Source organism: Paenibacillus sp. J31R34 (genome assembly GCF_059383715.1).
Map to the genome: position 1 here is coordinate 98,581 of NZ_JBXENU010000010.1, position 12,458 is coordinate 111,038.

The window sequence follows — 12,458 nt, forward strand, 5'->3', positions numbered from 1 at the left end:
TTTTGCCTAAATATGGATGCTCACATTTTTCTTCATCATCAGGTAAGCGGCTTCCGCATCGCGGGCCTCCAGCGCGTCAATGATCGCCTGATGCTCCTTGACACCTACCTGGGCAATGAAAGTAGGCTGTTTAATAAATAAATACTTATAGCGGCGAAGGTGCATTTGCAGCGAGGAGGTGAATGATTGAATATAGGCATTATCCGCCAGCTCCAAAATGACATTATGGAATTCCTCATCATATTCGATCGCTTCATATGGCTTATTCTCCTGAATGCATTTCGCAAACTGGGCGTTCAGCTCGTTAAGGCGGGCTATATGCTCCGGCTGAATATGCGGCACTGCAAGCTCTGCCGCGAGAGCATTCAGCGCAACAAGCGGCGCATAAAGCTTAGGCATATCCTCCTCTTCAATCATCGTCACTCTTGTTTCCTTGCTGGGCATCATTTGAACAAGCCCTTGTACTTCAAGCAATTGCAGCGCTTCGCGAATCGGCGTCCGGCTGACGCCAAGTGCATCTGCAAGCTCAGCATCAATCAGCTTTTCTCCAGGCTGAAGCGTGCCTTCTATAATCCATTTCTGGAGCTGAGCTAAAGCTCTGTCCTTCGCAGATATTCTGAGCGGCGAGGAATAATTAGTCGGTATCGGCATTACATCACCTTCTTTAAGAAAATTAAACTACAGCTCTCAAACGGCGTTTTTGGCTACTTCCTATCATATATCGAAGCAGCAAGAGGGTGCAAATGGATTAAAGTAAGCTCCGTTTAGGCAAAAAACAATCGGGAAAATAAACCTTGCTATATCATACATAATCAGAATATAATATGCAATATATCGCATATCAAACATCGATTTTTACTTCGAAAAAGGAGAACCTGATGTCAACCAATCAAGCTGCTATTCGGCCGACCAATGTGGCGGCCACTACTTTTTTTCCGATTTTGTTTGCTGCAAGCTCGGTACATTTGCTCAATGATACGATTCAAGCGATTGTGCCTGCACTGTATCCGGTGCTTAAAGATTCTTTTTCATTAACCTTTTCGCAAATTGGCCTTATTACTTTAATCATTAATTTGACGGCAGCGATTTTACAGCCGCTTATTGGCATTTTCACCGATAAACGGCCGATTCCAAGGCTGCTGCCGATCGGTGTTCTTTTCACCCTTGCCGGTGTGCTGGTGCTGTCCTTCTCGGCGTATTATTGGATGATTCTCGCTGCGGTTATGCTGATTGGGGTCGGGTCAGCGATATTCCATCCGGAATCGGCGCGGGTAGCTTATTTGGCAGGCGGGGCGCGCAAAGGACTGGCGCAATCGATTTTTCAGTTTGGCGGAAATATTGGACAAGCGCTTGCTCCGATCATGACGGCGATGCTGTTCGTACATACGGGGCAAAAGGGTGTCGTTTGGTTTTCCCTGCTGCTCGTTGTTGGTTTCATGCTGCAAAGCTACGTCGCCAGATGGTATACGAAGCACTTGAAGGCCGAGAAGGAGCGCAAGGGGACGGTGCAAAATCATCCGTTTGCAAGAAGCGGCCTCTCTAAAACAAGAGTAGCGTTTGCGGTTACGATTATTATGATTTTGGTCTTTTCTAAATATGTTTATATTTCAGCGTTAACGAGCTATTATTCTTTTTATGCCATAGAAAAATTCGGGGTATCGACCAGCCAGGCGCAGATGATCCTGTTCGTCTTCCTGGTTGCCAACGTTATTGGGCTGCTGTTCGGCGGCATGCTAGCGGATAAATTCAGCCGCCGTGCGCTGATCTGGTTTTCGATTTTGGGGACGGCTCCCTTTTCACTCGCCCTGCCGTATGCGAATTTAACGTTTTCGGTCATCTTGATCTTTTTTGCTGGGTTGATTTTGGCTTCGGCGTTCTCGATCATTATGGTGTATACGAACGAGCTGCTGCCAGGGAAGGTCGGGCTCGTATCAGGTATTTTCTTCGGTCTTGCTTTCGGGCTTGGCGGAGCGGGCTCGGCCATTCTTGGCAATCTTGCTGATGCGACAAGCATTGTGTTCGTTATCCAGTGCTGCTCGTATTTGCCGCTGCTGGGGCTATTCACCGTATTTCTCCCCTCCGACAAAAAGAATAAGCCGCTGCAAGCGTAAGCGGAAATAGGAAAGAGCGATGATTGGCGCCGGAAGGTGCTGGTCATCGCTTTTTTGCTTGCCAGCTGCATAAGCTTGCCTGCGATAAAGTCAAAATAATGATATAGGTTGGCAAAATACCGTCACAGCGCGAACGGCTTTTTTTCTATGATAAAGGTATCCATTATAGATCGAGGTGAAGGCTCATGAATCCGCTACAAGAAACAACGGCCGAGCAGAAGCATTCAGGCAAACGGCAGCTGGCGGCGAGGCGGTCAAGCGGCGCGATCCAGCGAAAAGAAACGCTCGCGGGTTTTCTGTTCGTAGGCCCGATGCTGATAGGAGTGACGGTGCTGACGCTGCTGCCGATATTCGCAACCTTTGGGCTGTCGCTGGCAGACTGGAATTTTATTGCTGGCTTTGATGGCCTGAAATGGGTCGGCTTCGATAATTTTGAGCGGCTGGCGAAGGATGCGGCATTTCTTAAATCGCTTAAAAATAATGCGTACTTTCTGCTGACTGTTCCCGCCTATTTGGCAGTTTCGATGTTTCTCGCGATTATGATCGACAAGCATGTGTATTTGAAAAGCTATTTCAAGGTTGCTTATTTCATGCCGTACATTTCCAGCATTGTAGCGGTAGCTATCGTCTGGCAGGTGCTTTTTCACCCGTCAGCGGGGCCGGTTAATCAGTTGCTTATGGCGCTCGGTATTGAAAATCCACCCAAATGGATTGCTGATCCGAAATACGCTCTTCCGTCGCTCATGATGATTACCGTTTGGACGGCTATCGGCTTTAATATGATCGTGTATATTGCTGGACTTCAATCCATTCCGCGGGATTTGTATGAGGCGGCCGATATTGATGGGGCAAACGCTTGGGTGAAATTCAAAAGCATTACGTTCCCGCAGCTGTCGTCGACCTCCTTCTTCCTGCTTGTAACGGGCATTATCTCGACGTTCAAGGTGTTTGATTTAATTGCGATTTTGACCAAGGGCGGGCCACTTTCCTCGACTAGCATGATCGTCTGGTATTTATACGATACGGCGTTCGTCAATTTAAAAATCGGCTACGCCTCATCAATGGCGGTTATCCTGTTTGCTTGTGTGCTGCTCATTACCCTGCTGCAATGGGCCTTGCAGAAGAAGTGGGTGAATTATTAATAGCATTTTTATAAGGGAGGCAAGAAGAGAATGAACCAAAAAACGATAAATACGGTTCGCAAGTCGATTTTCACGGTGCTAATGATGGGGATGAGCCTATTGTTCCTGCTGCCCTTCGTCTGGATGCTTTCGACTTCCTTCAAAATTGAGGCGGATGTATTCACCTATCCCATTCAATGGATACCGAAAACGTGGCATGTCATCGAAAATTACAAGGAAGTGTGGAATGGGCAATTTCCGTTCTATAAATACTATTTGAATTCTATTAAAATTACAGTAGTCACGACGATATTATCGTGTATTGTATCTGCGCTTGCTGCATATGGCTTCTCCAAAATCCAGTTTGCAGCAGGAAAATATTTGTTTCTTATTGTACTTGCCACTTATATGATTCCGCAGCAGGCGATTTTGGTGCCGCAGTTTATTTTGTATCGCTCGATTGGTTTTTTCGACAGCCATGTGGGACTCATTTTGCTTGGCAGCTTCAGCGTGCTGGGCACCTTCATGCTGCGCCAGTTTTTTATGGGCGTTCATAATGAATATATTGAATCGGCGAAAATCGACGGGGCGGGGCATGGCCGAATTTTTATGCAAATTGCGTTTCCGCTCGTGCGTCCCGCCGTTGCAACGTATGCGATTTTGCGCTTCATTTGGACATGGAATGACTATCAGAATCCGCTGATTTTCCTGCGCACAGACAGCCTGTATACGATTCAATTGGCGATGCAAAAGTTTACGACTATTAATGGCGAGTTTTATTCGCTCATTATGGCGGCTGCCGTATCGTCCATCGTGCCGCTGCTGATCATTTTCGTCATTGGACAAAAAAGCGTCATCGAGGGCATTGCAATGGGCGGCGTAAAGGGGTAGTAGGGTCAGTTGCAGGACAGGCAGCAGTGATGCCTACCCCAAGCAGGCTTATAGGGGAAGTCAAAATAGTCGTAAATGTAGTCAATATTGTAGTATAGGAGCGGGCAGCCGCATTGCTACAATAACGATAGATAGAAAGCGCATACAAACATATTTCAGACAGCTATCGTTATTTTTTATTTTTGAGGAGGAGGGTTTGCATGTTTAGAAAAATGAAATGGTTATCGCTTATGCTGATGTCGATTATGATGGTGGCGGCTGGCTGCTCATCAGGCGGAAACGCAAATAGCGGAGGGGCAGCGGCTTCGCCAGCAGCGAGCAGCGGCACGGAAAGTCCGGCGCAGGCGGCTGATGAAGAGGTTACGATTAAGCTGCATACGTTCGGCAACGAAGCGAGCTATAATTGGAAGCAGACGATTGCGGCATTTGAGGAGAAAAATCCAAACATCAAGGTTGATGTCGTCGTATTGAGCGAGAAGGGCGATACGCAGGAGGCGATTCAAAAGCTGGATCTTGCCGCATCCTCCAATGAGCAGATGGATGTCATCATGTTCAGTGATCCTGCTGGCTATGCACAGCGCGTTGGTCTGGGCATGGTTGCTCCAATTGATGATTTTATTGCTAAAGAAGGCTTTAAGGTTAATGAGGAGTACAAGGTCGATACGATGCTGGACGGCAAATATTATGCGCTGCCAGGCAAGTTTAACCCATGGTATGTGCTGCTGAACAAGACGCAGCTGGCCGCTGCGGGGCTAGAGGTGCCAACCGAATGGACATGGGATGACTTTATGAACTATGCGAAGACGCTTACGACAGGCGACGGGGCATCGAAGCATTACGGCACGTATTTCCATGGTCCGCAAAATGGCGGCTGGATGGAGTTTCTGAAGCTGGCGCTGGCGAATCAGCCGGATAATACCGAGTTTTTGAAGGCGGATGGCACGTCCAATCTGGATAATCCGCTCATGCGCAAAACGCTGGAGCTGCGTGTGCAGATGGAGAAGCAGGACAAGTCGGCATCCCCTTACACCGATATGATTTCGCAGAAGCTGCATTACCGCAACCAGTTTTTCAATCAGGCAGTCAGCATGGTCATGATTGGCAGCTGGATGAACACGGAGCTTGGCGGAACCGAGCAGTTCCCGCTTAACTTCGAAGTGGCGGTCGCTCCGATTCCGAAAAATGCAGCGGCAGACGAAGGCGGCTACACGATGGTGACGACGGATTATGTGTCGGTTGCGGCTTCCTCTAAGCATAAGGATGCAGCGTACCAATTTGTTCGCTGGTATACGACCGAAGGACAGATCGCTCAAGGTAAAAATGTTCCGTCCTGGAATGGCATTGACGATTCCCAGCTGGAAACGATTATTGATACGATTTTGAGCGGTACGGCAAATCCGGAGAAGGTCGACAAGCAGTCGCTGCTGTCGGTGCTGAAAAACGCCAAATCGTCCAAAATCATTCCGCCTGTTACGTATCAATCTGAAATTTATAAAGTGATCAATGAGGAGTATGAGAAGCTGATCTTTGATCAGCAGGATATTGATCAGACGATTGCCGCTTTGCAGGAGCGTGTGCAGCAGGTAATTGATTCGAACAAAAAGTAGCAGTAGCTATGTGTGGTGAAAGAAAGTCTGCTGCGCAAAAGATGGGATTCCGGCCGCCGTTATCGTCAAATTTCCTTTGCTTATAGCAAGGGGATGGGTAGGTTTTGACGATAAAAGCGAGCGCTAAAGGCTTACGAGGAAATTAGTTCCCGCTTTTACCGGAAGTTATTTCGTCGTAATGCCTATCGCTTCTCCAGCCCAATCTTATTGCTACGCAGACTTTTTAAAAATATAAGCATGTATAAGTTTCACCCTTATACTCCGCTTCTATTTCACCGCGAAACGTTAGCTTTACCGCCAGAGGACGGCGGCAGCCGTTTACGCTTGAATTCTAAGCATGTATAAGTTTCATTCTTATATCCGCTTAGAATTCTCCGGCAAAGCTCTTCGCTCGTCCCAGAAGGACGACGAAATCGTTTTTGCTTGCCACACAGATAAAAGCAAAGGGAGAAGTGCAGAGCTGTTGCTGCACTTCTTTTTGCCTGAAACCGCAGAAAATCAATAGTGGCGTTCTTTATACAATGACGATCTTTGCGTTGCTCGCGGACTGTAAATTCCTTATTTTCCCATTTTTGTCCTTTTTCACATCGCTGCGGACCGTGAGGCCGTTATATCCCTCAAGCTAGGCTCATTTCATGTTATGCAGCACATATAACGGCTTCTGAGTCCGCGAGCACGGCCAAAGCTTGTTTTGCTCACAAATAACGGCCTCACTGTCCGACACAAGGCCATTTCCATTTAAACAGCTTCATCTTAGGGTCAAAGCTGATCGACGGAAGCTTCCCGAACTTATATGCTCTAGTACAATTGATATATATAAATCTTAAGGGAAAACGACGCGGAAATGGTGCGTTTCCGTTACACTTGAAAGAAATACGAAAAAGGGGTGGGGTTGTGTCTAGTCAATGGCTGTCGCTGCTGCGGCTGAGGTCGTTTCGCTATCGGTTGATGGTAGCGGCCGTCGTCTGTCTGCTCCTCCCCGCTTTAATCACGCTCGCCGTCTACAATATGCTGACGAAGGATGCGATGAAGCAGGAGGCGGTCACGCAATCGCAGCAAAAGCTGGAGCTGGTGGATGGATATGTGTCGAATCTGTTTAATTATATGTTTTATATCGCCAACAACGTACAGCTGGACTCGGAAATGAACCGGATTATGAAAGCGATTGCTTCAGGCAAAACCTATGAAGGTGCAAGCGCGGAATATGACCGCTATCTCGATCGCATGAAGATTATGAATAAAATTGAAAATATGACCGTCGTCGGCGATAAGGCATTTGTGACGATCCTGCTGAAGGACGGGACGAATTTTGCCAATTATTCGTTTGATGAATACGACCCCGGCTTGTTTCGCGAGGAGCCTTGGTTTGCGCAATTAAATGGGCTGTCGGGGCTGCAATCGTTTTGGCCAGGGGCTACGCCGACGGTGTTTGACAGTGATAAAATTCGCAGCCCCTATCAGCTCTCTATTGCCCGGGCTTTGCGTGGGGATAGTGTGAATCCCTACGGCTACGTCATTGTGACGATACTGGAAAACAAGGTGAGCGATATTTTTCGGAAAATCGAGCTGGAGCAGGAAACGATGCTGCTCGGCAGCGAGGACCAGATTTTATCCCATCCCGACGCTAATCGCGTGGGCGAAATTTTTCCTTACGCAACGCTTGCGAGCGAGCAGGCCGACCCGCATATTTTGCAAATCGAAAAAGAGGATTATTTAATGGCCTGGCATACAAATTCGCTTACGGGCTGGAAGCTGGTGTCGCTTACTCCTTATGACCGCGCTGTTTTTAAGCTGAATGTCATTTTTAAACGCGTTTTTATGTTCCAGCTCGCATCTTTTTGCTTGTTTATGGTGCTGCTGCTTTATTTGCTGGGGAAATTTACACGGCCGCTCGTTCGTCTGGGGCGGGTAGCGGAGACGGTGCAGCGCGGTAATTTGGAGGTGCGCTCGGGCATTCGCGGGGAGGATGAGATCGGCTATTTGGGCCAATCCTTCGATCTAATGCTCGATAAGGTGAAGGAGACGATTGGCGAAATTACGAAGACGCAGGTGCGAAAGCGCAAGGCGGAGCTTGCGATGCTCCAGGCGCAGATCAATCCGCATTTTCTGTTTAATGTGCTGAATTCGATCCGGATGAAGGTGCTGCGCAAAGGGGATTCGGAAAGCGCTGAAATGATCAGCTCGCTGTCCAAGCTGCTGCGGATGACCATTAGCCAGGATAAAGGCGTCATTCCGCTTCATGAGGAGGTCGATCTCGCGATCGATTATGTGAGGCTGATGAATATGCGGCAAAAAGAGAAGGCGGAGCTCACGCTTGACCTATCGCCTCTGAGCTTAACAGCACTCGTCCCGCGCTTCTGTCTGCAGCCGATTATTGAAAATGCGCTTATTCATGGTCTCAGTCAGCAGGCCGGCTTAATGACGATTAGCGCAAGCGAAGCAGAGGGTGGCTATCAAATAACGGTGAGCGACAGCGGCGAAGGCATTGGGAAGGGAAAGCTCGAACGGCTGCGACATAAGCTTGGCGCGAGCTCTTTAGAAAAGCTTGAGCAGGAAGCGGCAGCTGAAGAGGATGGTGATGCAGCCGTCTTGCCAGGCAAGTTCTCGGGCATCGGGCTTGTAAATGTATACGAACGGATGGGCATAACCTACGGCGAACGCTTCCAGATGACGATAGACAGCGATATCGGGCAGGGCACAGTCATTACGCTGTACATTCCGAAGCAGGTGGTGGATTCTGATGGTTAAGGTGATGCTGGTTGATGATGATTATCCGGTGCTGGATCTGCTGGCTTTTGCCATTGAGTGGGAGGAGCTGGGCTTTCAGCTGCTAGGCATGCATGAGAATGGCGAGGTTGCGCTGGCAGCGGCGCTGGAGGAAATGCCAGATATTCTGATTACAGATATCGGGATGCCCCGCATGGACGGGCTGGAGCTGATACGCCGGCTGAAGGAGCGCAAACCGGAGCTGCGCGTAGCCGTGCTGTCCTGCCACGATGAGTTCCGTTATGCGCAGCAGGCGCTCAAGCTGCAAGTACAGGATTATTTGCTCAAGGATACGCTTGATCCTTCGGATATTCGCAAGCTGCTGCTGCAATTTCAGGCGGAGCTGAATGAGACGAAGGATTTGCATATGGAGCAGCTCCGCAAGGAGCATATGGTCGATCGCAACAAGGCGCTGCTGAAGGAGCAGTTTATTAGGGCGACGCTTCATCAGCCGATGCTGGATTCCGTCAAATGGCAGCAGGAGCTGGGGGCATTCGGCCTGCCATTCGGAGCTGGCGAGCTTGTCATTCCCGTGCTCGGCATCATCGACGATTATCCGCGGGCGCTGCAGCGTTTTCGCTCCGAGGAGGTGCTGCGTTTTGTGGTGGACAATGTCACCCGCGAGGTGATGGCAAGCAGGGAGCACATCCGCCCCGCTGCGCATTTTGTGTACAGTCCACAGGAATCCTTCATCATGCAGGTATGTCCGCAGGGGCTGAAAATAAACGGCTTCGACGAGGTGAAGCTGCTGCTGGCGGAAGTGCAGCGGACGCTCAGAAGCTCGCTGAAGCTGACGATGTCTTTTCTGATCGGCGATAGCGCGGGCGATCCATTGCGCTTGCGGGAAGCGCTGGCAGAGCTGCTTTCCGGGGCGGAGGCGCGCTTTTATCGCGCGCCAGGCTCTATTGGGAAGGCGTGCGCCGGTAAGGCGGAGCAGCCCGCAAAGGCAGGCAGCGACAATCCGCTGCTGGAAAGGTTTGGCGAGGCGGCCGAGCTGCTGCGGGAGGCGCTGCTGGGTCATAAGCGCGAGGCGGCAGAGGAGCTGGTGCGCCATTGGCTGTCGCTCGCGGAGCAGCGGAGGCTGCCGCCCGAGCAGGTGAAGGATTGGGTGTTTAAGCTGCTGCTGGATGTAAAGCTCAAGCTTCAATTGATGCAGCATACCCGCTCAGCAAGCTCGATTGACGTCAGCCACCATGAGGTGTGGGAGCTGGGCAGCCTTGCCGAGCTGCAAGAGTGGCTAATTGCCCACTGCTTGTCAGCGATAACCGCTTCCGAAAATGGCGTCAGCGGCAGCAAGCGGGCCGAGGTGATCGACGCTTGCGAATACGTTTCGCAGCATTTGGACAAAAAAATCAGTCTCGACGAGGTCGCCGACCAGCTGTTTATGAACTCCAGCTATTTTAGCCGCCTGTTCAAGAAGGAAATGGGCGAGACCTTTATCGAATATGTAATACGGATGAAAATGCATCGGGCTAAAGAGCTGCTCGATCAAACGGGCTCGCCCATAGGCAAAATATGCGAGACGCTGGGCTACGATAACCAGAGCTATTTTATAAAGCTGTTTAAGTCATGTACAGGTGTGACGCCTGTGGAATATCGGAGAGGGCAAAAGCGATTATAAGCGATGCCAAGGCAGGTGGGTTCGTTGTCTAAAGCCGAGATGGAAAGATGCTTGAGGTGTAGGGAACGGAAAGGGAATAGCTTGGCAATGGGTAGAGCATGGATAGAGCACAGATAGAGAGCATATAGAGCACAGATAGAACCGAATTGGGAACTTAGAACAAATGTAAGGCTGTGGAAGCATGGGGAGAGGAGCGGAATTTATGAAGCAGCAAGAGCAAGAGCAAGAGCAGGAGCAAGAGCAAGAGCAAGAGCAAGAGCAAGAGCAAGAGCAAGAGCAAGAGCAAGAGCAAGAGCAAGAGCAAGAGCAAGAGCAAGAGCAAGAGCAAGAGCAAGAGCAATTCCTACTGGAAAAGCGCTTTGCGGAGCGTTTCTTGGGACAGCTGTATTTGCCAGCAGAGCGTCGAAGCGGGCTGGCGCTGTTATTGAATGGAGAGCCGCTGTCTGCGGGTCAGCTAGGCGATGAATGGTATGGCAAGCTGCGCAAAGCTGCGGTGCAGCGTCCGTTAATCGAGGAGATTCGCGCCGAGGCACAGCGCCAATTGGCGAGCGTTGAGCCGGAGCTGAGCGAAGCCCTGTTTCGCATGTACAAGGAGACGGGAGAGCGGCTGCCGTATGAGCGGGTTTATTTTCAAAAAAGGCGGCGGTTGAATTCATTTGCACTTATGGCGCTGATTGAGCCTGAGGAGCCGTCATATTTGGAGGCGCTGCAGGCTGCGCTTTGGTCGATCTGCGAGGAGCGGACGTGGTGTCTGCCCGCGCATGTCGGTGGGGCAGAACAGCAGACGCCCATTGATTTATTCGCTGCGGAGACTGGCTTCGCACTCAGCGAAATAAGCGCGCTACTTGGCTTGCGGCTGCCAGAGGAAGTGCACCTGCGTATTCGTGAGGAAGTGGAACAGCGGCTGTTTCAGCCATTTTTGACCGAGGGGCCTTATCTTTGGGAGAGCGCAGAGCATAATTGGGCGGCGGTATGTGCCGGGTCGATTGGCGCGGCAGCATTGCATTTGATGGACGATCGCGAACGGCTGGAGGTCGTGATTTCCCGCACGCTAGCTGCGATGGATTGTTATTTGGACGGCTATGGCGAGGATGGAGCGTGTGCGGAAGGGTATTCGTATTGGCAATATGGCTTTGGTTTTTATGTTTATTTTGCACAGCTGCTTCAGGCGACAACGGATGGCGCCGTTGATTTATTTCGCAGCCCAAAAGTGCAGGAAATCGCAATGTTCCAGCAGAAGTGCTTTACAGGTGGACGCAGCATTGTGAATTTTTCCGATGCTCCTGCTGAAAGCGGTATCTTCATGGGGCTGAGCTGCTATTTGCATCAGGAGTTTCCTTCTGTGGCAATGCCGCATGCGAGCTTGCGCGACGCTTATACAGGGGATCATTGCGCAAGGTGGGCGCCTGCGTTGCGGAATTTGCTTTGGTGGGAGGAAGCGGGACGAGGCTCAGGGGATGGGCCGGAGCAAGGAGCCCGGCAAGAGACTCGGGAAGAGGCTCAGGAAGATGGATTGCAGGAAGGACTGCAAGGTGATGGCGCAAGCACTGAGGGCCAGATTGTGAAGTATGCTGATGCTGCCTTATGGCCGACAGAGTCGCATTATTTGGAAAATGTACAGTGGCTGCTGTCCCGTTATGTCGCGGAGGATGGAGCTGCATATAGTTTTGCCGCCAAAGGCGGACATAACGCAGAGCCGCACAATCATAATGATGTTGGGCAGTTTGTACTTCATGCGGACGGAGAAGCCTATATGGCGGATTTGGGCAGCGGGGAGTATACGGCGGACTATTTTGGCCCGCAGCGGTATGCGCTTTGGTGCAACGGCTCGCACGGACATTCCGTGCCGATCATTGGCGGCGCGCGCCAGCGCGAGGGCGCGGACGCGCGCGCCGTGGTTGTGCAGGCGGCGACCAGCGCGGAGCTTGACGTGCTGGAGCTTGAGCTGCAGGCCGCGTACGGCGAGGAAGCGGGCCTTGCAGGGCTGGGGCGGCGCTTCGAGTGGAACAAGAAGGGCGCGCTGCCTGTGCTGACGATCCGAAGCCGGTATCGGTTTCGGGAGGAAGTAGAAGGCGGGCGCGAGATTATCGAGCGCTTCGTTGCACGGCAGATGCCGGAGGCCCGGGAGGCCGAAGGTGTCGTGGTCTTGCAGGGACGCAAGAGGCTGACGATTGCGTTCGATGCGCAGCAGTGGAAGCCAGTGGTGACGCAGCGGAGCGATATGGATCATTTTGGGCGTGAACGGCAATGGTACACGCTGGATTTTCATCATTTGCAGGCGGGAGCTGCGGCCGTGGAAGCGGAGTTTGTTTTCCGCTTTGAGCCATAGGCTGGAATAGCT

The 12,458-nt window shown here is 50.9% G+C and carries 8 protein-coding genes; 7 read left to right on the plus strand and 1 reads right to left on the minus strand.

The window, feature by feature from the left end:
* Nucleotides 1-6 precede the first annotated feature (6 nt).
* Nucleotides 7-651 (minus strand): GntR family transcriptional regulator, encoded by a 645-nt coding sequence (locus AC50YG_RS24760; protein ID WP_494830604.1) that lies wholly within the window; start codon nt 649-651, stop codon nt 7-9.
* Between the two features lie 227 nt (nt 652-878).
* On the opposite strand from AC50YG_RS24760, the gene AC50YG_RS24765 reads away from it, so the two are divergent.
* From AC50YG_RS24765 to AC50YG_RS24795, 7 genes are all read left to right on the plus strand, one after another.
* On the plus strand, nt 879-2,111 hold the full coding sequence (locus tag AC50YG_RS24765; protein WP_473756256.1) for an MFS transporter: 1,233 nt from the start codon (nt 879-881) through the stop codon (nt 2,109-2,111).
* Between the two features lie 185 nt (nt 2,112-2,296).
* The gene (locus AC50YG_RS24770; RefSeq protein ID WP_494830606.1) at nt 2,297-3,253 is read left to right on the plus strand and encodes a carbohydrate ABC transporter permease; all 957 of its coding nucleotides are present in this window, start codon (nt 2,297-2,299) and stop codon (nt 3,251-3,253) included.
* Nucleotides 3,254-3,283: 30 nt separating this feature from the next.
* Nucleotides 3,284-4,123 (plus strand): carbohydrate ABC transporter permease, encoded by an 840-nt coding sequence (locus AC50YG_RS24775; protein ID WP_494830608.1) that lies wholly within the window; start codon nt 3,284-3,286, stop codon nt 4,121-4,123.
* Between the two features lie 200 nt (nt 4,124-4,323).
* Nucleotides 4,324-5,730, plus strand: coding sequence for an ABC transporter substrate-binding protein (locus tag AC50YG_RS24780; protein ID WP_494830610.1), 1,407 nt, complete (start codon nt 4,324-4,326; stop codon nt 5,728-5,730).
* An 894-nt stretch (nt 5,731-6,624) separates the two neighbouring features.
* On the plus strand, nt 6,625-8,478 hold the full coding sequence (locus AC50YG_RS24785) for a cache domain-containing sensor histidine kinase (protein ID WP_494830612.1): 1,854 nt from the start codon (nt 6,625-6,627) through the stop codon (nt 8,476-8,478).
* Nucleotides 8,471-10,117 (plus strand): response regulator transcription factor, encoded by a 1,647-nt coding sequence (locus AC50YG_RS24790; protein WP_494830614.1) that lies wholly within the window; start codon nt 8,471-8,473, stop codon nt 10,115-10,117. Before AC50YG_RS24785 ends, AC50YG_RS24790 begins: the two co-directional genes overlap by 8 nt.
* Nucleotides 10,118-10,319: 202 nt before the next feature.
* Nucleotides 10,320-12,446, plus strand: a complete 2,127-nt coding sequence (locus AC50YG_RS24795; RefSeq protein ID WP_494830616.1) for a hypothetical protein — start codon at nt 10,320-10,322, stop codon at nt 12,444-12,446.
* Nucleotides 12,447-12,458 lie beyond the last annotated feature (12 nt).

Bases quoted from the DNA above. Each gene is read 5' to 3' on its own strand.
- AC50YG_RS24760 (WP_494830604.1), bottom strand. From the start codon at position 651: ATGCCGATACCGACTAATTATTCCTCGCCGCTCAGAATATCTGCGAAG.
- AC50YG_RS24795 (WP_494830616.1), top strand. From the start codon at position 10,320: ATGAAGCAGCAAGAGCAAGAGCAAGAGCAGGAGCAAGAGCAAGAGCAA.
- AC50YG_RS24775 (WP_494830608.1), top strand. From the start codon at position 3,284: ATGAACCAAAAAACGATAAATACGGTTCGCAAGTCGATTTTCACGGTG.
- AC50YG_RS24790 (WP_494830614.1), top strand. From the start codon at position 8,471: ATGGTTAAGGTGATGCTGGTTGATGATGATTATCCGGTGCTGGATCTG.
- AC50YG_RS24765 (WP_473756256.1), top strand. From the start codon at position 879: ATGTCAACCAATCAAGCTGCTATTCGGCCGACCAATGTGGCGGCCACT.
- AC50YG_RS24780 (WP_494830610.1), top strand. From the start codon at position 4,324: ATGTTTAGAAAAATGAAATGGTTATCGCTTATGCTGATGTCGATTATG.
- AC50YG_RS24770 (WP_494830606.1), top strand. From the start codon at position 2,297: ATGAATCCGCTACAAGAAACAACGGCCGAGCAGAAGCATTCAGGCAAA.